The 22,284-nt window shown below is 68.6% G+C and carries 20 protein-coding genes; 12 read left to right on the plus strand and 8 right to left on the minus strand.

The genetic code is table 11. The features are described from left to right. Positions 1-205 precede the first annotated feature (205 nt). Both ACWPXE_RS00005 and ACWPXE_RS00010 read left to right on the plus strand, forming a co-directional pair. On the plus strand, positions 206-1,030 hold the full coding sequence (locus ACWPXE_RS00005) for a hypothetical protein (RefSeq protein WP_454016141.1): 825 nt from the start codon (positions 206-208) through the stop codon (positions 1,028-1,030). Positions 1,031-1,040: 10 nt separating this feature from the next. Beyond that, a complete protein-coding gene (locus tag ACWPXE_RS00010) occupies positions 1,041-2,048 on the plus strand; it encodes a YihY/virulence factor BrkB family protein (protein WP_454016142.1) in 1,008 nt (335 codons plus the stop codon). Positions 2,049-2,076: 28 nt separating this feature from the next. On the opposite strand, the gene ACWPXE_RS00015 is transcribed toward ACWPXE_RS00010, so the two are convergent. The 7 genes from ACWPXE_RS00015 to hflX all read right to left on the minus strand — a co-directional run bounded on the left by ACWPXE_RS00015 (position 2,077) and on the right by hflX (position 10,550). After that, positions 2,077-3,039 carry a DUF1624 domain-containing protein gene (locus ACWPXE_RS00015; protein ID WP_454016143.1) on the minus strand — a complete coding sequence of 321 codons (963 nt, stop codon included), beginning with the start codon at positions 3,037-3,039 and terminating at the stop codon, positions 2,077-2,079. Positions 3,040-3,086: 47 nt separating this feature from the next. Next, on the minus strand, positions 3,087-4,088 hold the full coding sequence (locus tag ACWPXE_RS00020) for a sensor histidine kinase (RefSeq protein WP_454016144.1): 1,002 nt from the start codon (positions 4,086-4,088) through the stop codon (positions 3,087-3,089). Positions 4,089-4,254: 166 nt separating this feature from the next. Continuing rightward, on the minus strand, positions 4,255-5,304 hold the full coding sequence (locus tag ACWPXE_RS00025; protein ID WP_454016145.1) for a hypothetical protein: 1,050 nt from the start codon (positions 5,302-5,304) through the stop codon (positions 4,255-4,257). 64 nt (positions 5,305-5,368) lie between these two features. Next, complete coding sequence (locus ACWPXE_RS00030; RefSeq protein WP_454016146.1) at positions 5,369-6,163, minus strand: hypothetical protein; 795 nt, start codon at positions 6,161-6,163, stop codon at positions 5,369-5,371. Positions 6,164-6,530: 367 nt separating this feature from the next. Continuing rightward, a complete protein-coding gene (gene ilvD, locus ACWPXE_RS00035; RefSeq protein WP_454016147.1) occupies positions 6,531-8,396 on the minus strand; it encodes a dihydroxy-acid dehydratase in 1,866 nt (621 codons plus the stop codon). A gap of 166 nt (positions 8,397-8,562) precedes the next feature. Further along, positions 8,563-9,009, minus strand: a complete 447-nt coding sequence (locus tag ACWPXE_RS00040; RefSeq protein ID WP_454016148.1) for a DUF2934 domain-containing protein — start codon at positions 9,007-9,009, stop codon at positions 8,563-8,565. Positions 9,010-9,143: 134 nt separating this feature from the next. After that, on the minus strand, positions 9,144-10,550 hold the full coding sequence (gene hflX, locus ACWPXE_RS00045; RefSeq protein WP_454016149.1) for a GTPase HflX: 1,407 nt from the start codon (positions 10,548-10,550) through the stop codon (positions 9,144-9,146). 146 nt (positions 10,551-10,696) lie between these two features. Here hflX and ACWPXE_RS00050 point away from each other — a divergent pair, with 146 nt between their 5' ends. From ACWPXE_RS00050 to ACWPXE_RS00065, 4 genes are all read left to right on the plus strand, one after another. Next, positions 10,697-12,343, plus strand: coding sequence for a phospholipid carrier-dependent glycosyltransferase (locus ACWPXE_RS00050; protein WP_454016150.1), 1,647 nt, complete (start codon positions 10,697-10,699; stop codon positions 12,341-12,343). Between the two features lie 56 nt (positions 12,344-12,399). Further along, the gene (locus ACWPXE_RS00055; RefSeq protein WP_454016151.1) at positions 12,400-13,134 is read left to right on the plus strand and encodes a TetR family transcriptional regulator; all 735 of its coding nucleotides are present in this window, start codon (positions 12,400-12,402) and stop codon (positions 13,132-13,134) included. 137 nt (positions 13,135-13,271) lie between these two features. Next, positions 13,272-13,700 (plus strand): phasin family protein, encoded by a 429-nt coding sequence (locus tag ACWPXE_RS00060; RefSeq protein WP_145671869.1) that lies wholly within the window; start codon positions 13,272-13,274, stop codon positions 13,698-13,700. Between the two features lie 140 nt (positions 13,701-13,840). Beyond that, positions 13,841-14,176, plus strand: a complete 336-nt coding sequence (locus tag ACWPXE_RS00065; RefSeq protein ID WP_454016152.1) for a tRNA-binding protein — start codon at positions 13,841-13,843, stop codon at positions 14,174-14,176. A 67-nt stretch (positions 14,177-14,243) separates the two neighbouring features. Here ACWPXE_RS00065 and rimO read toward each other — a convergent pair whose 3' ends face one another. Beyond that, a complete protein-coding gene (gene rimO, locus ACWPXE_RS00070; protein WP_237906086.1) occupies positions 14,244-15,608 on the minus strand; it encodes a 30S ribosomal protein S12 methylthiotransferase RimO in 1,365 nt (454 codons plus the stop codon). Between the two features lie 345 nt (positions 15,609-15,953). On the opposite strand from rimO, the gene ACWPXE_RS00075 reads away from it, so the two are divergent. The 6 genes from ACWPXE_RS00075 to ACWPXE_RS00100 all read left to right on the plus strand — a co-directional run bounded on the left by ACWPXE_RS00075 (position 15,954) and on the right by ACWPXE_RS00100 (position 22,249). Further along, complete coding sequence (locus tag ACWPXE_RS00075) at positions 15,954-16,391, plus strand: MarR family winged helix-turn-helix transcriptional regulator (protein WP_454016153.1); 438 nt, start codon at positions 15,954-15,956, stop codon at positions 16,389-16,391. 126 nt (positions 16,392-16,517) lie between these two features. Beyond that, positions 16,518-17,498, plus strand: a complete 981-nt coding sequence (locus ACWPXE_RS00080; protein WP_454016154.1) for an ABC transporter permease — start codon at positions 16,518-16,520, stop codon at positions 17,496-17,498. Beyond that, complete coding sequence (locus tag ACWPXE_RS00085) at positions 17,495-18,367, plus strand: ABC transporter permease (RefSeq protein ID WP_454016155.1); 873 nt, start codon at positions 17,495-17,497, stop codon at positions 18,365-18,367. Before ACWPXE_RS00080 ends, ACWPXE_RS00085 begins: the two co-directional genes overlap by 4 nt. After that, positions 18,367-20,031, plus strand: a complete 1,665-nt coding sequence (locus ACWPXE_RS00090; RefSeq protein ID WP_454016156.1) for an ABC transporter ATP-binding protein — start codon at positions 18,367-18,369, stop codon at positions 20,029-20,031. Before ACWPXE_RS00085 ends, ACWPXE_RS00090 begins: the two co-directional genes overlap by 1 nt. Positions 20,032-20,041: 10 nt before the next feature. Continuing rightward, positions 20,042-20,992 carry a ketopantoate reductase family protein gene (locus tag ACWPXE_RS00095; RefSeq protein WP_454016157.1) on the plus strand — a complete coding sequence of 317 codons (951 nt, stop codon included), beginning with the start codon at positions 20,042-20,044 and terminating at the stop codon, positions 20,990-20,992. Between the two features lie 27 nt (positions 20,993-21,019). Continuing rightward, positions 21,020-22,249: a Zn-dependent hydrolase gene (locus tag ACWPXE_RS00100; protein WP_454016158.1), complete on the plus strand. Its 1,230-nt coding sequence runs from the start codon at positions 21,020-21,022 to the stop codon at positions 22,247-22,249. Positions 22,250-22,284 lie beyond the last annotated feature (35 nt).

A 22,284-nucleotide genomic window follows, 5' to 3' on the forward strand; every position in this document is an offset into this window, starting at 1 on the left:
TTTAACCATCTGACCGGCCATCCGTTCAGACCCCTTCGGCAAGCTGATTCGTGGCGGTTTGCTAAGGACGGGGTACTGCTCCCGGTCGCGGCCTGTTTAAAAAGATTGAATAGCCGATCCCTCGTGTCACCCCGGCCGCAAGCCGGAACCTTCGGCCAATTTCCGGTGTTGCTTGGCGGCAGCGTCAAGAGGGGGAGTCGCCGGCATGAACCGAGCCACCGATCCGTATGCCGACACCATGGGCGGCGTCGCGGCGGGCAACACAGCAAACACAACACCCACATCCGACGCCCCGGCAGCGCCGCAGGGCCGGCGCGGGACGGATGAGATCGAGCAGGACATCCACGCCATCCGTGGACGTATGGACGCGGTTCTCGACGAGATCGAGTTCCGCCTGTCGCCCGGCCAGATGTCGGGGGGGGTCATCGAGGTGGTGCGGGACGTGGTGGAGGGCAACCCGTCGCGCATGGCGCGCGCCATCCGCTCCAACCCCTGGCCGCTGGCCGTGATGGCGGCGGGCGCCCTGTGGTTCGCCTGGACCGTATCGCGCACGCCGGAGGTCGAACCGACCGTTTCAGGGCACGCTTCGGGACGGGTCGCCGATGGGACGATCCAAGATGTGCTGAGCGTTCTGGTCGCCGCGTGCCGCCAGGGGGCCACCGGGTTCCGCCAAGCCGACATGGTGCTGGACGACCCTGACTTGAGGGCGCGGCTGACCCAGGTCGCCAGTCAGTTCGATCGCAGCGCCGCCGCCCTGGAAGCGGAACTGGTGCGCCGCGGCGGTGGACGGGATCTGCGGATTCCCGTTCACGCGGTCTGGCGTGACCTGGACACGGAACTGGGTGGCGCACGGACGCGCGGCGGGCTGCTCCGTGGGTTGGAAAGCGGTGTGGAGGGAACGCTGGGGCTGTTCCGCAACAGCCTGCACGATGACCTTCCCGAGGAGCTGACGGTGATCGTCGGCGCCCATTTCCATGAAATCGAGACGGTGCGTCACCGTGTCGGCGCTCTGCGCGAAGCGGTCGCGTGAGGGAGGGGGCATGCTGGGGCTGAGCCGTCGCCACCGCAACCAGTATCCGCGCGTCGAGATGGGAGGGCGGGGGCGGTCGGCGGTCCGGCCCTCCGACATTCCCAAGGCGGGCTGGAAGGACATTCTCTGGCGCACCTGGGAGGAGCAGGGAAAGGACAACATCTCCATCGTGGCCGCAGGGGTGGCCTACTACGCCCTGTTCGCCATCTTCCCGGCCATCGCCGCGCTGGTCTCGCTGTACGGCCTCGTCTTCGACCCGGCGGGGGTGGAACAGCAGGTCAATCAACTGGCCGGTCTGCTGCCGCCGGAGGCGCTGGACGTGCTGCGCGATCAGGCGCGCAACGTGGCGTCGGCACCGCGGGAAGGTCTGGGCTTCGGTGTTCTGTTCGGCCTTGCCCTGACACTGTGGAGTGCGTCACGAGGCACCAACTCGCTGATCACCGCGCTGAACATCGCCTATGGGGAGGAGGAGCGGCGCGGCTTCCTCCGGCTCGCCTTCCTATCGCTGGTGCTGACGCTCGCTGGGCTGGTTTTTGTGATCATGACCCTGGCGCTGATCGTGGCGGTTCCAGCGGCCATCAACTTTCTCGGCCTGCGGGACACTCCCATCGGCTGGGCCGCCAGCCTCGCGCGCTGGCCCATCCTGGCGGTGGCGATCGTCCTGGCGCTCGCCGTGCTCTACCGCTACGGCCCGGACCGGCGGCAGCCGAAATGGCGCTGGGTCACCTGGGGATCGTCCATCGCCACGGCGTTGTGGATCATCGCCTCGGTGGGCTTTTCCGTCTACGTCTCGAACTTCGGCAGCTACAACCAGACCTACGGATCGGTCGGGGCGGGCGTGGTGCTTCTGCTGTGGTTCAACCTGACCTCCTACGTGATCCTCATGGGGGCGGAGCTGAACGCGGAGATCGAGCATCAGACCGCCCGCGACACCACGGAAGAGGATGGGCGCGGTCCGAAGCCGATGGGCCATCGGGACGCCTATGTCGCCGACACGGTGGGGAAGCGCCGGGCATAGCGCTTTTTCCCGCGCGGCGCTTTCCTGGTCAGCGGCTGCCGCAGCTCTGAATGACGCCGTCGACCTTGCGGGCGCCGTCCGCGCTCAGCCGGTCATGGACGAAGTCGGACCATAGGCCGGCCCGGTTCAGATCGTCGGCCACGCAGCGGCAGGTGGTGGTGCAGTGCGCCGCCTCCCCGCCGCTGCTGGTGCAGGTCGCCACGCAGGAGGTCTGGAAGCTGCGGACATCCGCCGGGTCGGCGCCAATTCCCATCGCCAGCAAGGACAACAGGCCGAACAACACGGGCTGGTGGAGCAGATAGACCGCCAGGCTGTGTCGACCGGCCCAGGCGAACCCGCGCCCGACCGCTCCACCCGGGGGTTTCGCCAGGGCTGGACGCCCCAGCCGCCCCAGCGCCATCCCGAACAGAAAGCCGCCGAGCCAGGGGAACAACGGCACATAGTCGTTTGATTCCGGCTCGAAGGTCATCAGCCCGATCCAGCGCAGCCAGGGCTCGTCGAACAGCGGCAGCGCGACCGTCTCGCCCAACGCGATCACCGCCACGCCGAGCAGCAGAAGCACCAGCCAGGGAAGGCGCAGCAGCGCGAGGCCGATCAGGCTCGCCACCGCCATATGGTGCAGCACGCCAAAAACGATCGGGCTGTCCGGAAACATGACCATCGACACAGCCGACACGCCGCCCGCGGCCAGCACCAGCAGGGCGAGGCGCCGCAGGAAGCGGCGCCGGTCGATGCCGCCCTCCGCCGCCAGGACGAGGCTGAGACCCGACAGGATCAGGAAGCTGCCAAGGATGCCGGTGCGCGCGGCCAGCCACAGTGGATCGCCGAACAGGTCGAAATCAGCCAGCCCGAGATAGGTCAGGTCCCAGGAGCCGTGATAGAGCGCCATGGCGAGCAGGGCCACACCGCGTGCCGTGTCGATGACGCCAACACGCCGCGCCGCCGTGGTCGCCGAAGCTGTCGATGCGGATGAGGTGGGGAGGATGGGCATGGGCGCGACTTTTGCCGGAATGGCACGTCCCTGTCCACCGCCGCCCGTCAGGAGGCCATGGTCTGGGAAAGCACCAGCCGGGCGGTGGTGCCCTGTCCGCGCGATCCGGTCATGCTGAAGCTTCCGCCGATCTGAGCGGCCAGCGAACTGACGATCTTCAGGCCGAGACTGGAGGGGCGCGCCAGGGTGAAACCATCGGGAAGTCCCGCACCGTCGTCGCGCACCGTCAGCACCAGATCTCCGTCATCGGCGCGCAGATCAACGACGATCCGCCCGGCCTCGCCATCGGGGAAACCGTGCTCCAAGGCGTTGCTGACCAGTTCGGCGAGGATCAGGGCCAGCGGAATCAGGGTGTCCGGCGGCAGGTCGGACCTGGCGGCGCTGACCGTGCAGTCGATCCGCTCCGCCCCGGAGGTCTTCAGGATGTCCTGACACAGTTCGCGCAGGAACGGCTCCATATCCATCGGGCCGTCATGGGGGGCGTGGAGCCGGCGGTGCAAACGGCCCAATGTGGACAGCCGCCCGGCGGCCTCCTCCAGCGCACGGCGGGCTTCCGGGTCCCTGACCTTGGACTTCTGGATGGCGATCAGCGAGGAGGCGAGCTGAAGGTTGTTGGACACGCGGTGCTGAAGCTCGCTGAACATCACCTGGGTTTGCTGCATCAAGCGGGCGCTGCGGTTGCGCTCCTCCGCCAGCCGCTCCAGCGCCACGGTCATGATGTGGATCACCGCAATGTCCACCGCCACGACCAGCCCGAAGAAGCCAAGCGCCAGAGCGCTGCCGGGCGCCAGTTCCAGCGAGTGGCTGGGGCCGAGGAAGAAATACCAGGAGGCCAGTCCGCTCAGCAGCGCGGTCATGATGCCCGGCCACAGCCCGGCCAGGAAGGTGGTGACGATGACCGCCGGGAAGAAGGTCAGGAAGGGAAACCCCGCCGGCAGCCGGTCGTCCAGTGTAAGGCGCGCCAGCAGAGCCACGGCGAAGGTCGCCAGGGCGAACGTGAAACCCAACCCCTTGTGCCCGCGCAACCGGGTGAGCTGGGCAAGAGTCATATGCAGCGGTCGTCCGTCTCGGAAGCAAGGGAACGGACGATGCCGTCCGCAGGGGAGAGCGTCTACGATATGGAGATTTGTATGCGAACGCACCGCCTTTTATACGGGTGCCTGGCGAATTAAGTTCGATCTTCGTGAGGTTTGCCTGGCTTGTGGCCCAGGGTCTTCACGCTGAAGTCACGGTTCCGCGAAAATCAGTGCATTGGGTGAGCAACGGTGCCATCGAGCGTTGTGTGGCGATGCGGGCAGCGGCGTCGATGGACTGCAAGGCCGCAGCGATATCCCCTTGCGCGGCCAACCCACGAGCCAGAGCGAGTCGCGCCCAGGCCTCGTCGCCCGATTGTCTCGAGGCAGAGGCTTTCCCGGCGGCGTCACGGGCATTGCGGACGGCGTCTTCCGGCTGGCCGGAGAGCAGCGCGGCCTCGGCGATCCAGATCAGGATTTGCGGCTCGTGGCGCCGAATGCCGAGCATCCGCGCGTGCTCCCGGCTGCCCAGCAGGAGGGACGCTCCATCGTTGAGCGCTCCGGTGCGGACAAGGGCATAGCCCAACGCACCGAGGACCAGCGGCTGGAAGGCGTGCAGCCGGATCGTTTCGGTGATGACAACGGCCCTTTTCAGAGGCTCCACAGCGACGGCGTAGCGCTGCGCGGTCAAGGCGGCCCAGCCGAGATGCAGACAGGCCAGCGTGCGGGACGCGGCGTGGCCGCTGCTTTCCGCTTGGGCAAGCGCCGCAAGGGCCAGCCGTAGCGCCTCCTCCGGCTCGCCCAGTTCCGCCCGGCAGCGCGCTTGGTGCGCGGCGATGCACACCGGCGCCAAGGCGGTCGGACCGTGGAGGCGGCACGTTTCCTCACGCGCTGCCAACGCGGCGGCGGCACGCAGGATGGTGTCGGCGTGGCGGAAACGGCCCTCTTCGGTCAAGCCGCGGCCCAGCTTGATGAGCGTTTGCATCTGCTGCCCAGCGCTTTCAGCGCGCCGCCAAATCCGTAGGGCCTGCATGCCGGTCCGCCGGGCCCCCGGCAGATCACCACCGGCCCAGCGCAGCGTGGCCAGGAGCGACAGGGCGCGCGCAACGCGCAAACGGTCGCCGAGGTCTTCGGCGAGCATGCGGGCTTTCTCCGCCGCCTTGATCGCGTCGCCGTCCGACGGCGGATGGGTGCGGGCCAGAGCGGTCCACAGATCAATTCGGCGTTGCGCGTGCCGTTGGGTTTCGGGCAAACGGTCCAGCGCGGCAAGCGCATTCCGGTAATGACGGGCGGCGTCGGCGGGGCGGCAGTCCGCCTCAGCCCGTCGTCCGGCGTGCCGTGCGCAGGCGAAGGCCAGCGCCCAATTGCCGGCGAACGGGGCGTGGTGGGGCCATCCACTCGATCCGTTCCGGCCGCCGGTCGCGGCGCAGCGCGTCCAACAGGACTGCGTGCGGCGTCGGATCATCCCGACCGGCGCCATTGGCCTCGGCCGGCCCTCCGTCCGGTTCCGGCAGGACGATGCGTCGTGCGGTGCCGGGCGGCATCCAACCAGCGGGCCGCTCGCACGCTGCGGGAGAGCGGATGACCAGCAGGCACAGCCGTGCGTCCTCGACGGTGTTGCCGAGCGCATCGAGCAGCGCCCCGGTCAGGCTACGCGTCCATTGGGCGTTTTCAACGACGATCAGCACGGGGCGTTCGTAGCACAGGTCCAGAAGGGCGGCGGCCAGCGCCTCCACGTGGAATTCAGCCTTCTGTACGCCGTCCAGCCCCATCCAGAGCGGTTGAAGCGACGGAAGGCCCAACAGGCCACGCATCGCCTCTCCGGCCAACTCGCCGCCGCCGCGTTCGGCGGCCAGGGCGATGTCCTGACGGGCCTTGTCCGGAAGACCATCGGCCAACGGCAAAAGGCTGATGGCCACCGCTTCGAGATCGTCCGGTCCCCCCAGCGGCGGCAACAGGGATTGCGGCCAGCGCAGAATGCTGAAACCGGCTGAAACGGGGCTGTGGACAAGCGCGGCGATCAGGCGGCTGGCGTCCTCGTTCGACGCGGTCAGGGAAAGGATGGAGCCGATGCCTTCCTCGGCACGGTGCAACGCATCCGCGATGTCCATCAGTGCGCGCTGGAACGCGGCACCATCGGGTGGCGCCCCGGCTTCATCCCGAGCGACTGACCGCGGCTGCGCCATCGGTTTCCCCGTGGTGTTGGTTTCAGGGAGCACAGATCCCGTTTCCGCATGCCGGGGCATGCGGAAAGACAATGGCAGATTTTGAAGTGAAGGGTCTGCACTTCTTTTGGTGATAGGTCGGGGTGATCGGAGACATACTGCCGCATGGCCCTCCGCGATCCATTGCGTCCGGAAAGCGAAACGGCGCCGCGGATTGCCGGGCGCCGTTCGTTGCTGCCTTGAGCACTCACAACCTTGCCGAACGTCTTAACCGGAAGGATCTGGTTCCTTCGGTTGCGCTCTCGGTGCCGTGTCAGCGCTTCATGGCGATGCCCTCGACCTGCGACACGTCGCGAACCGCGCCGCGGTCGGCGCTGGTGGTCAGGGCGGCATAGGCGCGCAGGGCAGGCGAGACGACGCGGTTGCGGTTGGCCGGCTTCCAGGCGTCGGCGCCCTTGGCGTTCTCGGCGTCGCGGCGGCGCTGCAGTTCCTCGGCGGACAGGGCGAGGTTGATCTTGCGGTTGGGGATGTCGATCTCGATCCGGTCGCCGTCCTGGACAAGACCGATGGCGCCGCCCTGCGCCGCTTCCGGCGAGGCGTGGCCGATCGACAGGCCCGACGTGCCGCCGGAGAAGCGGCCGTCGGTGACCAGCGCGCAGGCCTTGCCCAGCCCCTTCGACTTCAGGTAGCTGGTCGGGTAGAGCATCTCCTGCATGCCGGGGCCGCCGCGCGGGCCTTCGTAGCGGATGACCACCACGTCGCCAGCCTTGACCGTGTCGCCCAGGATGGCCTCGACCGCCGCGTCCTGGCTTTCGAAGACGCGGGCCGGGCCGGCGAAGACGAGGTTGGAGGCGTCCACGCCCGCGGTCTTCACGATGCAGCCCTTCTCGGCGATGTTGCCGAACAGCACGGCGAGGCCGCCGTCCTTGCTGAAGGCGCTGTCGACCGAGCGGATGACGCCCTTGTCGCGGTCGAGGTCCAGTTCCGGCCAGCGCTTCTCCTGGCTGAAGGCGATGGTCGTCGGGATGCCGCCGGGGGCGGCCTTGAACATGGTGTGGACGCCCTCGTCCTGGGTGCGCTTGACGTCCCAGCGGTCCAGCGCGTCGCCCAGCGTCTTGGCGTGGACGGTCGCGACGTCGCGGTTCAGCAGCCCGCCGCGGTCAAGCTCGCCCAGGATGCCGAAGATGCCGCCGGCCTTGTGCACGTCCTCAATGTGAACATCGGACACCGCCGGGGCGACTTTGCAGACGTTGGGCACACGGCGCGACAGCCGGTCGATGTCGGCCATGGTGAAGGGCACCTGACCCTCCTGCGCGGCGGCCAGCAGGTGCAGCACCGTGTTGGTGGAGCCGCCCATGGCGATGTCGAGCGTCATGGCGTTCTCGAACGCCTCGAAGGTGGCGATGCCGCGGGGCAGGGCGGTGGAATCCTCCTCCTGGTACCAGCGGCGGCACAGCTCAACCGCCATGCGGCCGGCGGCCAGGAACAGCTCCTTGCGGTCGGCGTGGGTCGCCAGGATGGTGCCGTTGCCGGGCAGGGAAAGGCCCAGCGCCTCGGTCAGGCAGTTCATCGAGTTGGCGGTGAACATGCCGGAGCAGGAGCCGCAGGTCGGGCAGGAGCCGCGCTCCATCACCGCCGCCTCCTCGTCGGTCACCGTCGGGTCGGCGGCGGCGACCATGGCGTCGATCAGATCCACGGCCTTGGTCTTGCCACGCCAGTTGACCTTGCCGGCCTCCATTGGGCCGCCCGACACGAAGACCGCCGGGATGTTCAACCGCATGGCGGCCATCAGCATGCCGGGGGTGATCTTGTCGCAGTTGGAGATGCAGACCAGCGCGTCGGCGCAGTGGGCGTTCACCATATACTCGACGGCGTCGGCGATCAGCTCGCGCGAGGGCAAGCTGTAGAGCATGCCGTCGTGGCCCATGGCGATGCCGTCGTCCACGGCGATGGTGTTGAATTCCTTGGCGACGCCGCCGGCCTTCTCGATCTCGCGGGCGACGAGCTGACCCAGATCCTTCAGGTGGACGTGCCCCGGCACGAACTGGGTGAAGGAGTTGGCGATCGCGATGATCGGCTTGCCGAAATCGCCGTCCTTCATGCCCGTCGCGCGCCACAGGCCGCGGGCGCCCGCCATGTTGCGGCCGTGCGTGGAAGTGCGGGAGCGATAATGCGGCATGTCTCTACCTCAGGGATCGAACATTGCGTGCGGATGCGCAGGGGCAGCAACACTAGCAATCCCGAAGGCCAGAAACCAGACCTCTCGTTCCCTTTTGGGCCCCATTTTCCGGCAGGCGGGGCATAGGAGCTTTGCGGAGAACGGGGAGGGGGAGCGCCCCGCCCCGTCAGCCGCGCGACGCGTCCCGGCGCGCCGCCTTGCCCGGCTTTCCGCTGGCCGCCCCGCCTCGGGAGATCTGGCCGCCGGTCTTTGTGGTGCCGGTCTGCTCCGTCCGTCCGGCGGCCACCGCCGACAGATTCTCCGCCGCTGCCCGCGTGCCGCCGCCCCGAGTGGCCTTGGGAGCCGCCTTGGGAGTGGCTTCGGGCGCCGCTTTTGGTTTTTCCGATCTTGGCTTCATGCTGGCCGTTTTGGAGCGCCGTTTCGGTGAGGCATCCGACGCGCTGCTTTCCGTCTCCTCGCTTTGCCGCTCCGCGCGGATCTCGTCGTCGACCTCGGCTTCGGCCTGAGCCCAATGCTCGTCATGCCGGCCGTCGGGGCGACCATCCCGTTCCCAAATGTCGTGGGCGCGGCGGCGAACACGCTCGGCCCGATCCTGGTCCGGCTTTCGGCTCATGGGGTTGCCTCCTCCTGGTCATGGCGGATCACGGACCGGGCGGGTCACGGACCGGCCTTCCCGTCACAACGCAGGAGAGAGGCAGTGGTTTCAAACCATCCGAAACGACGGACCAAACCGCGGGCGATGCCCCGTCAACGGCTGTCCTGCCCGACGAACCGGCTTTCGAAGCGGGCGGCGTCGGCGGGGGCCAAGGCCACGTGCACATGGGCCTGCCCATCCTCGTCCCGGCGATCCAGCACCTGCCCATGCTCGTACAGCCACGCCAGGGCGCGTCCGTCCGACAGGTTGACGCTCAGCTCCAGCACCTGCCGCTCGGCCGATACGCGGCGGTCCAGAAGATCCAGCAGGTCGTCCAGCCCCTCCCCGGTCAGGGCGGACACGGCGACGGCCCGTTCCTCTCCCTCCATCATCCGCTGGTTGGCGAGGCGCATGTGGAGCGCGCCGCGGGCCGTCGCCGGCATCTGGTCGGTCTTGTTCAAAACCTCCACCACCCGCGGGTCGTTGGCGGCATCGATCCCGAGGTCGGCCAGCACAGAATCCACGTCCGCCTTCTGCGCCGCCGTGTCGGGATGCGAGACGTCGCGGACATGCAGGATCAGGTCGGCGGCCTGCACCTCCTCCAGCGTCGCGCGGAAGGCGGCGACGAGTTGGGTCGGCAGTTCCGACACGAAGCCCACCGTGTCCGACAAAGCCATGGTCTTGCCGGAGGAGAGCGCGATCCGGCGCACCGTGGGGTCGAGCGTGGCGAACAGCATGTCCTCGGCGGCGACCCCAGCGCCGGACAGCCGGTTGAACAGCGTCGATTTGCCGGCGTTGGTGTAGCCGACCAGCGCCACCAGCGGCGTGCCGCCGCGCTGCCGGGCGGAGCGGTGCAGCTTGCGGGTCCGCCGCACCTCCTCCAGATCCGACTTCAGGCGGCTGATGCGCTCGGCGATCAGACGGCGGTCGAGTTCGAGTTGGCTTTCGCCGGGGCCGCCCAGGAAGCCGAAACCGCCGCGCTGCCGCTCCAGGTGGGTCCAGGACCGCACCAGCCGCGAGCGCTGGTAGGTGAGGGCCGCCAACTCGACCTGCAACTGGCCCTCGCGGGTGTGGGCGCGCTCCCCGAAGATTTCCAGGATGAGGCCGGTGCGGTCAATCACCTTGGCCATGCAGCGGCGCTCCAGATTGCGCTGCTGCACCGGGCTGAGCGGATGGTCGATCACCACCAGATCGGCGTGGAAGGCTTCCACCATGCCGCCGATCCGATCGGCGGTGCCGCGCCCGAACAGGGTGGCGGGGTCGGGGCGGGCGACGCGGATCACCTCGGCGTGCGGCACCTCCAGGCGGATGGCCTGGGCAAGCGCGATCGCTTCGGAGAGCCGCGCGTCGGGCTGGCGCGCCGCGGCGTTTCCATCGTCGGGGTGCGTGGGCAGGACCGGCAGGATAACCAGGGCGCGGCCGGCGGAGGGCGGTCCCGCCCCGTCAGGATCGTTGCCCTGGACGCTACGGGAAACGAAGGCGGCGGAACGGGGTGACGGGCGGTCGTCGGAATCAGGCATCGGGCTGGCACCGTTCCTTCTGGCGATGGGGTTGAGCGATCAAGAGTTGCAGGTCCGCAAAAAACAGCGCGCCGCTGCCGCGGTTCCAAAACCGTCCGGAATCGTGCACAAACCGGTGGCGTGTAACCTCTGGACATACTCCCATCATGTCATCCTTGGACCGCGGCGCCGCCTCACCCCATACGGTCATGCCCAACCGGTCCGCCGGCGTGCCCGGCACCGGCGTGCTGGACCGCTGGCCCTGGTGGGGGCTGTGCGCGGCGCTGGCGGCGGTGATGGTGGCGTCGGCCCTGGCGATAGGCTTCCGCACCCCTTACTGGTCGCACGCCGACCAGGATCTGGTGCTGGCCTATCACGGGCTGCTGTTCAGCGAGGGGCTGCCCCAGGAGTATTTCGACCATCCCGGCTACACCTATTTCCTGGTGATCGAGGTCTGGTACCGGCTGCTGCACGCGCTTGGCCTGATGCCGGTCATCACCCTCTCCGGCCTGCCGCCCGCCGCCGACACCGCAGCCTACAACGCGGCCTGGCAGAATTTGGTGGAGGCCGGGCGGGCTCTGTCCATCCTCGTCACCACCGGCTTCGCGCTGATCTACGCCAACCTCGTCCGCGCGCTGGTCGGCGATCGTCGGGTGGCCTTCCTGGCGGCCGTGGTGATGGCCTTCGGCATCGGCCTGTCCACCCAGGCGCGGCAGATGCGCACCGACCTGCTGTCGGCCTCCTTCGTGGTGACGGCGCTTCTTCTGGTGCTGGTCGCCATCCGCACCGCACCGGGATGGCGGCCTCTGCTGCTTCTCGGGCTGGCCGGGCTGCTGGCCGGACTGGCGGTGGTGACGAAGATCCAGGCGATCTTCCTGGCGCTGGGCATTCCGGTGATTGCGCTGGCCTTCGGGCGCCGCTTCGCGGGGGAGGGCGGACGATACTGGATCGCCGCCGGGATTCTGGCTCTGGCGGCGGGCGCGGCGGCGCTGCCCGCGGTGGCCCTGATCCAGCATGGCATCGCCAGCGCCGGCCAGTCGCTCTATCCCTACCGTCCGGTCGGCGGCGGATTGTCGGGGGTCTATCAGGGGATCATCGTCGGCTGGGCCTTTCTCGGCATGGCCGTCTACGCGGCGGTGTGGCGGGTGCGCCTGTCCTACGCGGCGGCGGCCATGGCGGCGGTCGCGCTCGGGCTGGCGCTCGGCGTGCTCGCCCTGACGATCCGCCCGCATGAGCAGAACGTCATCGCCGTCGCCAACCTGATCGAGCACATGTTCGTCTTCACCACCTGGAAGCATCAGGTGGCGCTCCAGGGGCAGGAGCAGGTGCTCTCCGACGGGCTGGTGACGCTGCTGGCGAAGGGGCTGTGGCGCACGCTGGCGATCCGCACCATCGTCTTACACCCCGACAACATTCCGCAGACCGTCGTGGTGGAGTGGTTCATCATCGGCGGCTGCATCGTCCTGTGGCGCCGAGGGGAGCGGGTGGCCGCGGCGCAGGCGGCGCTTCTGCTGCTGGTCGCCTGGGGTTTGGAGACGCTGTTCTCCCTGCGCGGCTTCCAGCGGGCCTACGCCGCCTACACCGACCCGTTGATGGGGCTTGCCGCGGCCTGGGTGCTGCTGTGCCTGCCCGGTCTTCTGGAGCGCACCCGGACGCGCCGCTGGATATTCGGCATGGTGGCGCTGGTGGTGGTGGTCGCCCAGGTCTGGCCCGCCATCGAGGCCATCCGCCTGCCCAACCCGGCCGGCCAATGCGGCTGGATACCCACTTATATGAAGCGGGTCGAGCCCTTCCCCTTCTGCCGCCCCGGTTGAGGCGCGGCGCGGGCGTCCCACATCATGGGGATAGGCTGACCACGAGGCTCGACCCCATGGACGACACCGCCGACACCCCCTGGAAGACCGATCCGGACGCCCCCGACGCCGCGGGGAATGCTGCGGGAGGGGGAGGCGCCGACGAACTGGATCGGCGGGTGGCCGCCGCAGCGATGCGGCTCGCCGCCGGGCAGGGCTGGCGCAACACCGGGTTGCTGGCGATCGCACGGGCGGCGGGGGTGGCGCCTGACGTCTTCTACCGCCGCTTTCCCGATCGCTCCGATGTGCTGGCCGCCGTGTCGCGGGTCGCCGACACCGCGGTTCTCGCCGACGACGCGCCAGCCGGTCCGGACGAGAGCGCCCGCGACCGGCTGTTCGACGTGATGATGCGCCGTTACGACGCTTTGCTGCCCTACCGGGACGGGTTGCGCTCGGTCGTCCGCGACCTGCGGCGGGAGCCGCTGACCGCGCTGGCCTTCTCCCGTCATTTCGGGCGGTCGATGGCCTGGATGCTGCGTGCCGCCGGGGTGGGGGCCGACCGGACCGGCGGCGCCCTGCTCGTGGCCGGGCTGGGCGCGGTGCAGGCGCGGGTCATGCGCGTCTTCTTGGAGGACGACAGCGCCGACCTGTCGCGGACCATGGCGGCGCTCGATTCCGAACTGCGGCGGGCGGAACGCTGGGCTGGGGCATTACGCCGCAGATCCGGACGCGACTCCGCAACCGAATCGCCCACAGCCCCGCAGGGCGCCGTGGAACCGACCAGGGAACCAGGAAGCGCGTCCGCCGGTTGAGGTTCCGTAGGACGCAGTGTAGCCCCTGGTGCGACGCACAAGGGCGTTGACTATCTTTTTGGCAATCTGCATAGTCGCGCCACAGGTTTGCTGCGCCGCAGCACGCCGAATGAATCCTTTCGTCGGGGGTGAGAACCATGGCCAAGCAGACCGGTAACCCGTTCCTCGAATTCGATCTGTCCAAGATGCTGGGCGAATACAAGGTGCCGGGCCTGGACATCGAGTCCATCCTGGCGAGCCAGCGTAAGAACATCGAGGCGGTGACCGCCGCCAACCAGCTCGCGATCGAGGGTCTGCAGGCCGTGCTGCGCCGCCAGGCCGAGATCGTCCGCTCCTCCGTCGAGGAGGCCGGCAGCTACGTGAATCAGGTCGCCGCCGCCGGCACGCCGGAAGAGAAGGCCGCCAAGCAGGCCGAACTGGTGAAGACCGCCTTCGAGAAGGCCCTGTCGAACATCAAGGAACTGGCCGAGCTGGTCGCCAAGTCCAACACCGAGGCCGCCGACGTGCTGTCCAAGCGCGTGTCGGAGAGCCTGGACGAGGTCAAGGCCGCCATCGCCAAGAAGTAAGCTCCGCTTCAGGCGGAGAGTGCCGCAAGGGGCCGCCCACCGGGGCGGCCCTTTCGCGTTTCAGCGTCGCCGCCGTCGATGATAGCTTTGCCCGTGACGATTGAAACCGTGACAACCGCAATAGGGCAGGGACGAGACCCGTGACCATAAGTTACGACGATTTTCTGAAGGTGGACATCCGCGTCGGCACCATCACCGCGGCGGAGCCTTTTCCGGAGGCGCGCAAGCCCGCTTACAAGCTGACCATCGACTTCGGGCCGGAAATCGGGACCCGGCGCAGCTCCGCCCAGATCACGCGCCACTATACGCTCAATGAGCTGGTGGGGCGGCAGGTGCTGGGCGTGGTGAACTTCCCGCCCAAGCGCATCGGCCCTTTCACCAGCGAGGTTCTGTGTCTGGGCCTGCCCGACGCGGATGGCGAGGTGGTGCTGGTCGGACCCGGGCAGGGCGTGCCGAACGGCGGGCGGCTGTACTGAGGTCAACGAAAAGCAAAAGGGCCGGGAGGCGTTGCCGCCCCGGCCCTTTTGTTTTGGGCGAAGCCCCTTACTCGGCGCGCTCGATGGAGCCCCAGAGGTCGTATTCGTCGGCGTGCTCGATGGTCACGTCCACGATGTCGCCCGGCTTCACGTTCGTTTCGCCGTTCAGGAAGACGTTGCCGTCGATCTCCGGGGCATCGGCGTAGGAACGGCCGATGGCGCCCTCCTCGTCGACCTCGTCGATGAGGACGCCGAGCGTGAACCCGACCTTCTGCTGGAGCCGCTCGGCGCTGATCGCCTTTTGCGTTTCCATGAAGCGCTCCCAGCGCTCCTGCTTGACCTCTTCCGGCACGGCGCCGGGAAGGTCGTTGGCGGTGGCGCCCTCGACCGGCTCGTACTTGAAGCAGCCGACGCGGTCGAGCTGCGCTTCCTTCAGCCAGTCCAGCATGAACTGGAAGTCCTCCTCCGTCTCGCCGGGGAAGCCGGTGATGAAGGTGGAGCGCAGCACCAGATGCGGGCATTCCTGCCGCCACTTCCGGATGCGGTCGAGCTGCTTCTCCTGGGCCGCCGGACGGCGCATCGCCTTCAGCACGGTGGGGGAGGCGTGCTGGAACGGGATGTCCAGATAGGGGAGGATGCGGCCCTCCGCCATCAGCGGGATCACCTCGTCCACATGCGGGTAGGGGTAGACGTAGTGCAGGCGCACCCAGACGTCGAAGTTCGCCAGCTCGCGGCAGAGGTCGATGAAGCGCGCCTTCACCTTGCGCCCGTACCAGTCCTCTTCCGCGTACTTGCGGTCGACGCCGTAGGCGCTGGTGTCCTGGGAGATGACCAGCAGTTCCTTGACGCCAGCGGTCGCCAGCTTTTCCGCCTCGCGCAGGACCGAAGCGACCGGACGGCTGACCAGATCGCCGCGCAGGGACGGGATGATGCAGAAGCTGCAGCGGTTGTTGCAGCCTTCCGAAATCTTCAGATAGGCGTAGTGGCGCGGGGTCAGCCGCAGCCCTTCCGGCGGCACCAGATCGGTGAAGGGGTCGTGGACCGGCGGCACGGCATCGTGCACCGCGTTGACCACCTGCTCGTACTGGTGGGGGCCGGTGACGGCCAGCACGTCCGGATGGACCTGCCGGATCATGTCCGATTCCACGCCCATGCAGCCGGTCACGATGACCCGGCCGTTTTCCTTGATCGCCTCGCCGATGGCCTCCAGCGATTCCTTCTTGGCGGAATCGAGGAAGCCGCAGGTGTTGACCAGCACGACGTCCGCGCCGTCGTAGGACGGCGAGATCTCGTAGCCTTCGGCGCGCAGGCGCGTGAGGATGCGCTCGGAGTCGACGAGCGCTTTGGGACAGCCCAGGCTGACGATCCCCACCTTGGGGGAGGAAGCCGGGTTGGTCTTGAAACCGGGAATGGACGGGGGCGTGCTGGTCATGGCGCGCATATATAGGCGAGTCGCGGCGCAACGCCAGACAAAACGCGCGGCGCAGCTCCGACACGAGGTGGTAGGTGCCCTGCGTTGTCTCCGCACCTGTCCGGTAATCCGCACGGCGCCACAGGGGGGTGCGACACCTTGTGCTGAATGAGGTTTGAGGTCAATGTTTCGTTTACCCTCCCGATACCGTAGTGTGCGGCTCGTCGTCGGGGGTGGGGAGTCATGGACTTGCCTACTGGGGTATGTTAGTTTGGTGTTTGTATAGTCTCTGAAACGTACAGACTCGTTGCCGGCACTTGCTGTGCAGCGCTTGTTTATTCTGGCAACTGTCGAGACCCCGCTGCCATGTCGAAAAGCCCGCCGTCCCTGGCTTCGGCGCAAGCGATTGCCGAGGTCATGATGCACATCGGCCATATCGCCGACAGCATGGGCTATACGCAGGGCTTGAAACCGTCGCAATGGACGGCGTTGCGCTACTTCGCGCGCGCCAACGACAGTCAGCGGACGGTGTCCGCCTTCGCCGACTTTCACGCGACGACCCGCGGCGCGGCGTCCCAGATGGTCGAGGTCCTGGTGACGAAGGAACTGCTGACGCGCGTCCCGGTGCCGGAGGACCGCCGCGTCGTGCAGCTTCACCCCACGGAGAAGGCGCTGGCCCTTCTCGAACATGATCCGCTGAAGGACTTCGCCGCGGTCATCGGGGCCCTGCCGGGACCGGAGCAGTTCCAACTCGCGGACCTGCTGTCGCGCGTGCTGAAGGGGTTGTTGAGCAAACGGGCCTGAACAGGAGGGGTGCTGTTGCCCCCACCCAAACCCTCCCCCGCTTCGCAGGAGAGGGAGGTCAATCCCCTCCCCTGCGAAGCGGGGGAGGGATAGGGAGGGGGCACCACGCATCCCGGGAGTGACAACATGCCCCGCATCGCCCTATTCATCTCACAGAGGCTGGTGAAGGCGGTCTTCGTCGTTCTGGCGATCGCCGTGTTCAACTTCTTCCTGGTCCACGCAGCGCCCGGCGATCCCGCCGCGGTGATGGCGGGCGAGGCCGGGGCCGCCGATGCCAAGTTCGTCGAACAGCTCCGCCAGCAGTTCGGCCTCGACCGCCCCCTGTACGAGCAGCTCGGCACCTACATGTCCAAGGTGGTGCAGGCCGACCTCGGCTATTCCTACCGCCAGCAGCGCCCCGTCTTCGACCTGCTGATGGACCGCCTGCCCGTCACCCTGTCGCTGACGCTGACCGCCTTCGTGCTGGCCCTGCTGGGCGGCATCGCGCTGGGCACGCTGGCGGCGATGCGCGCCGGTACCTGGTCGGACACCGCCATCACCGTGGTCGGCCTGACCGCCTACGCGACGCCGATCTTCTGGATCGGCCTGATGCTGATCCTCCTCTTCTCGGTCAATCTCGGCTGGCTGCCCGCCTTCGGCACGGAGAGCATCGGCGCCGGCTACACCGGCTGGGACGCCTTCCTCGACCGGGCCAAGCACCTCGTGCTGCCGGTGACCACGCTCGGCCTCTTCTACATGGCCGTCTACACCCGGCTGACCCGCGCCTCGATCCTGGAGGTGCGCGACATGGACTTCGTCAAGACGGCGCGGGCCAAGGGCCTGCCGGAATGGCGCATCGTATCGGTGCACATCCTGCGCAACGCCATCCTGCCCGTCATCACGGTGGCGGGGTTCCAGGCGGGCCACCTGATCGGCGGCTCCATCCTGATCGAGACCGTCTTCGCGCTCCCCGGCATCGGGCGCCTCGCCTTCGAGGCCGTGTTGCAGCGCGACTATCAGGTCCTGCTCGGCATCTTCCTTCTGACCTCGGTGGTGGTGGTGGTGTTCAACCTGCTGACCGACCTGATCTATTCCCTCGTCGATCCGCGCATCGAGGTGGCGCCATGACCGCCGCGGCCATCACCCCCGCCCGCAAGGGCTCCGGCTTCTGGAACGCCTTCGCCCGCAACAAGGGCGCGGTGATCGGGCTGGCCTTCCTGACCCTGATCATCCTGATGGCGGCCTTTGCCGACGTGCTGTACCCGGACAGCCCGTGGGACATGACCGCGATGCCCTTCCAGCCGCCGCTGTCGGAGGATGCGCTGCTCGGCTCCGACACGCTGGGCCGCGACATCGCGGCGGGCATCGCCCATGGGGCGCGGGTGTCGCTGCTGATCGGGCTGACCTCGACCGCCGTCGCCGTGCTGATCGGCGTGTTCCTGGGCGCCGTCTCCGGCTTCTACGGCGGGCGCGTCGACGATCTGGTGATGCGCTTCACCGAGCTGTTCCAGACCATCCCGAACTTCGTGCTGGCCGTGGTGCTGGTGGCGATCTTCACGCCGTCGCTGACCTCCATCGTGCTGGCCATCGCCATCGTCTCCTGGCCGCCGCTGGCGCGGCTGGCGCGCGGCGAGTTCATGAGCCTGCGCAGCCGCGAGTTCGTGCACGCTGCGGTGACCACCGGCCAGTCGAACATGACGATCATCTGGCGCCAGATCCTGCCCAACAGCCTGTCCCCGATCATCGTGTCGGCCTCGCTGATGGTGGCGACGGCGATCCTGCTGGAAAGCTCCCTCTCCTTCCTCGGGCTCGGCGATCCGAACCTGATGAGCTGGGGCTACATGGTGGGTGCGGCCCGCACCGTGATCCGTCAGGCCTGGTGGATGAGCTTCTTCCCCGGCATCGCGATCCTTCTGACCGTGCTCGCCCTCAACCTCGTGGGTGAGGGGCTGAACGACGCGCTGAATCCCAAGCTGGCGCGAAAGGGCCGTTCCTGATGACCGAGACGCCTCTCCTCGACGTCCGCAACCTGACCATCGACCTGCCGCGCGGCGCCGACCGCCCGCATGCCGTCGAGGATCTGACCTTCACACTGGAGCCTGGGGAAATCCTCTGCGTGGTCGGCGAGTCCGGGTCGGGCAAGTCGATGACCGCGCACGCCGTGATGGGCCTGCTGCCCAAGGCGGTGACGGTGTCGTCGGGCGAAATCCGCCACCAGGGCACCAACGTGTTCAGCCTGCCGGAGCGCGACCAGCGCGCGCTTCGCGGCGGCCGCATCGCCATGATCTTCCAGGAGCCGATGACGGCGCTGAACCCGCTGATGCGGGTCGGCGACCAGATCGACGAGGTTCTGCGCTACCACACCACGCTCGACCGCGCCGCCCGCCGGGCGCGCGTGGTGGAGCTTCTCGCCTCGGTCGGCCTGCCGGAGCCGGACCATCTGCGCCGCAGCTACCCGTTCCGCCTGTCGGGTGGCCAGCGCCAGCGCGTGATGATCGCCATGGCGCTGGCGGTGGAGCCGGACATCCTGATCGCCGACGAGCCGACGACCGCGCTCGACGTCACCACCCAGAAGCAGATCCTGGAACTGATCCAGGACATCCAGGCCAAGCGCCGCATGGGCGTGATGTTCATCACCCACGACTTCGGCGTGGTGGCGGAGATCGCCCACCGCGTGGCGGTGATGCAGCGCGGCCGGATCGTCGAGATCGGCACCGCCGAGGAGGTCCTGAACCGTCCGAAGCACCCCTACACCCGCCAGCTCATCGCCGCCGTCCCGCACCTGATCGAGCACCGCGAGGACTTCACCCGCGCCCGCCAGCCGGTGCTGACGGCGGAGAAGGTGTGCAAGACCTTCCACCTCGGCGGCGGCTTCTTCACGCCGGGGCGCAAGGTGGTGGCGGGCGACGACCTGTCGCTGACCATCCACCAGGGCGAGACGGTCGGGCTGGTCGGCGAGTCCGGCTCCGGCAAATCGACGCTCGGCCGCTCCATCGTCGGGCTGATCAAGCCGGATTCGGGCAAGATCCTGTTCGAGGGCGTCGATCTTCTGTCGCTGTCGCGCCCGGCCTTCCGGCCCTACCGGCGGCACGTGCAGATGGTCTTCCAGGACCCCTACGCCTCGCTGAACCCGCGCCACACCGTGGGCGACATCATCACCCAGGGGCCGGTGGCCTTCGGCGAGGACCGCAGCAAGGCGCTCGACAAGGCGAAGGCACTGTTGAAGCTCGTCGGGCTCGACGCCTCGGCGGCGGAGCGCTTCCCGCACGAGTTCTCCGGCGGGCAGCGCCAGCGCATCTCCATCGCGCGCGCCCTGGCGCTGGAGCCGAAGCTGCTGATCGCGGATGAGCCGGTGTCGGCGCTCGACGTGTCGGTGCAGGCCCAGGTGCTCGACCTTCTGGAGGATCTGCGGCACCGGCTGAACCTGTCGATGCTGTTCATCACCCACGACCTGCGCATCGCCGCCCAGATCTGCGACACCATCGCGGTCATGCAGAAGGGCCGCATCGTCGAGATCGGCCCGGCGAAGGAGGTGTTCGGCAACCCGCAGCACGCCTACACCCGCACCCTCCTGGACGCCATCCCCGGCAAGGGCTGGACCATCCCGGAGGACGTGGTTCCGGTAACGCGGCGGTCGGCCGCCCTGCGCAACAGCGCCTGACGGGACGGTCATGAAGGTCGCCGTCATCGGGGCCGGGGCGGTCGGCGGTCTGATCGCCGCGCGGTTGACCGCCGCCGGGCTGCCGGCCTCGCTGGTCGCCCGGCGGCGGACGCTCGACACGCTGCGGCGCGACGGGCTGACCGTCGAAGGCCCCTCGGGCCGTCCGGTGACGGTGCGGCCCCTGGTGACCGACGACACGCTGGCCCTCGGCCCGCAGGACGTGGTGGTGCTGGCGGTGCCCTCCCCCCTGCTGACCGAGGTGCTGGACCTGCTTCTCCCCCTGCTGGGGCCGAAGACGCGGCTGGTGCCGGTGGTCGGCGGAATTCCCTGGTGGTACACGGCGGATGGAACTCTCGGAGGCCCGCTGTCGTCGGTCGATCCCAAGGGGCTGCTGTCGGACGCCATCCCGGCGGACCGCATCGTCGGCGCCGTCGCCCGCGTGGCGGTGGAGCGGCGGACCCCCGGCTATCTGCGGCATCTCGGCGGGCTGCGTCTCGCCCTCGGTCCGGTGGCGGGGAGCGAGGGCGCCAGGGATCTGGCGGCTCTGTTCGGGGCAGGCGGCTTCAACGCGCTGGCCGTGCCGGACATCCGGGCGGAGGTGTGGACGGCGCTGCTGGCACCCTTCGCCTTCGGCCTGCTCGGCCTCGCCACCGGCAAGACGGCGCAGGAGATCGCCCACGACGACGCGCTCCAGCCGACCTTCGCCGCGGTGGTGGAGGACGTGCTGGCCCTGTCAGCGGCGCTCGGTCACCCGGCGACGGCGAAGGTCGAGGATGTGTGGACCATGGCCCAGCATCCGGGCCGCATCCGGCCGGCGCTGCGCGCCGACGTGGCGGCGGGCCGGCGGGCGGAGATCGAGGCGGTGCTGGACGCGCCGCTGGAATTGGCAAACAGGGCGGGGCTGAGCCTGCCCACGGTGACCGGACTGCTGACCGCGGTTCGCGCCGACACTCAACAATAATTCGGAATTGGGATCGGGATAGGGACCATGTCTGACCTGCGCATCGACGGCGACCGCCTGTGGCGGACCCTGATGGACTTGGCGAAGATCGGCGCGACGCCGAAGGGCGGCCTGTGCCGGCTGGCGCTGACCGACCTCGACAAGGAGGGCCGCGACCTCTTCGTGCGCTGGTGTGAGGAAGCCGGCTGCACCGTGACCGTGGACGAGGTGGGCAACATCTTCGCCCGCCGTCCGGGCCGCAGCCCCGACCGTCCCGCCGTCTGCATGGGCAGCCATCTGGACACCCAGCCGACCGGCGGCCGCTTCGACGGCATCTACGGCGTGCTGGCCGGGCTGGAGGTCATCCGCAGCTTCAACGACCAGGGCATCGAGACGGACGCCCCCATCGACCTGATCGTCTGGACCAACGAGGAGGGCGCACGCTTCTCCCCGCCGATGCTGGGCTCCGGCGTGGCGATGGGCGTCTTCACGCTCGACCATGTGCTGGACATCCGCGATACCGATGGCGTCCGCCTGGGCGACGAGTTGGCGCGCATCGGCTACAAGGGCAGCGTTCCCGTCACCGGCCACGCCATGGGCGCCTATTTCGAGGCGCACATCGAGCAGGGTCCGGTGCTGGAGGCCGAGGATGTCGAGATCGGCGTGGTGACCGGCGCGCAGGGCCAGCGCTGGTACGAGGCGACGGTGACGGGCCGTGAATCCCACGCCGGGCCGACGCCGATGCGCCTGCGCCGCGACGCGCTGGCGGGTGCGGCCGTGATGATGGAGGCGGTGGAGGCCATCGCGCTGGAGGTCGGCGGCGACGCCTGCTCGACCATCGGGCGCGTCCAGGTCCATCCTGACTCCCGCAACGTCATTCCCGGCCGCGTCTGGTTCACCATCGACCTGCGCAACCCCGACCCCGACGCGTTGGCCCGCATGGACGCCATGCTGCGCGAGCGGCTGGCCGCCATCGCGGACAAGCGTGGCCTGACGCTGGAACTGACCGACTTCTGGGCCTTCCCGACCACGCCCTTCGCGCCGGAGCTGGTCGGCCATGTCCGCCGCTCGGTGGAGCGGCGCGGCTTCAGCCACCGCGACATCGTGTCCGGGGCCGGCCATGACGCGGTCTATGTCGCGCGCAAGGTGCCGACGGCGATGATCTTCATCCCCTGCGAGAACGGCCTCAGCCACAACGAGGCGGAGAACATCAAGCCTGAACACGCCGCGTCCGGCTGCGCGGTGCTGGCCGACGCGGTTCTGGCGACCGCCGGGTAAAGCACAATTCTCCCTCTCCCCTCTGGGGAGAGGAA

It is taken from the genome of Azospirillum sp. Marseille-Q6669 (genome assembly GCF_965111635.1).

Bases quoted from the DNA above. Each gene is read 5' to 3' on its own strand.
- ACWPXE_RS00005 (WP_454016141.1), top strand. From the start codon at position 206: ATGAACCGAGCCACCGATCCGTATGCCGACACCATGGGCGGCGTCGCG.
- ACWPXE_RS00010 (WP_454016142.1), top strand. From the start codon at position 1,041: ATGCTGGGGCTGAGCCGTCGCCACCGCAACCAGTATCCGCGCGTCGAG.
- ACWPXE_RS00015 (WP_454016143.1), bottom strand. From the start codon at position 3,039: ATGCCCATCCTCCCCACCTCATCCGCATCGACAGCTTCGGCGACCACG.
- ACWPXE_RS00020 (WP_454016144.1), bottom strand. From the start codon at position 4,088: ATGACTCTTGCCCAGCTCACCCGGTTGCGCGGGCACAAGGGGTTGGGT.
- ACWPXE_RS00030 (WP_454016146.1), bottom strand. From the start codon at position 6,163: ATGGACATCGCGGATGCGTTGCACCGTGCCGAGGAAGGCATCGGCTCC.
- ilvD (WP_454016147.1), bottom strand. From the start codon at position 8,396: ATGCCGCATTATCGCTCCCGCACTTCCACGCACGGCCGCAACATGGCG.
- ACWPXE_RS00040 (WP_454016148.1), bottom strand. From the start codon at position 9,009: ATGAGCCGAAAGCCGGACCAGGATCGGGCCGAGCGTGTTCGCCGCCGC.
- hflX (WP_454016149.1), bottom strand. From the start codon at position 10,550: ATGCCTGATTCCGACGACCGCCCGTCACCCCGTTCCGCCGCCTTCGTT.
- ACWPXE_RS00050 (WP_454016150.1), top strand. From the start codon at position 10,697: ATGTCATCCTTGGACCGCGGCGCCGCCTCACCCCATACGGTCATGCCC.
- ACWPXE_RS00055 (WP_454016151.1), top strand. From the start codon at position 12,400: ATGGACGACACCGCCGACACCCCCTGGAAGACCGATCCGGACGCCCCC.
- ACWPXE_RS00060 (WP_145671869.1), top strand. From the start codon at position 13,272: ATGGCCAAGCAGACCGGTAACCCGTTCCTCGAATTCGATCTGTCCAAG.
- rimO (WP_237906086.1), bottom strand. From the start codon at position 15,608: ATGACCAGCACGCCCCCGTCCATTCCCGGTTTCAAGACCAACCCGGCT.
- ACWPXE_RS00075 (WP_454016153.1), top strand. From the start codon at position 15,954: ATGTCGAAAAGCCCGCCGTCCCTGGCTTCGGCGCAAGCGATTGCCGAG.
- ACWPXE_RS00080 (WP_454016154.1), top strand. From the start codon at position 16,518: ATGCCCCGCATCGCCCTATTCATCTCACAGAGGCTGGTGAAGGCGGTC.
- ACWPXE_RS00085 (WP_454016155.1), top strand. From the start codon at position 17,495: ATGACCGCCGCGGCCATCACCCCCGCCCGCAAGGGCTCCGGCTTCTGG.
- ACWPXE_RS00090 (WP_454016156.1), top strand. From the start codon at position 18,367: ATGACCGAGACGCCTCTCCTCGACGTCCGCAACCTGACCATCGACCTG.
- ACWPXE_RS00095 (WP_454016157.1), top strand. From the start codon at position 20,042: ATGAAGGTCGCCGTCATCGGGGCCGGGGCGGTCGGCGGTCTGATCGCC.
- ACWPXE_RS00100 (WP_454016158.1), top strand. From the start codon at position 21,020: ATGTCTGACCTGCGCATCGACGGCGACCGCCTGTGGCGGACCCTGATG.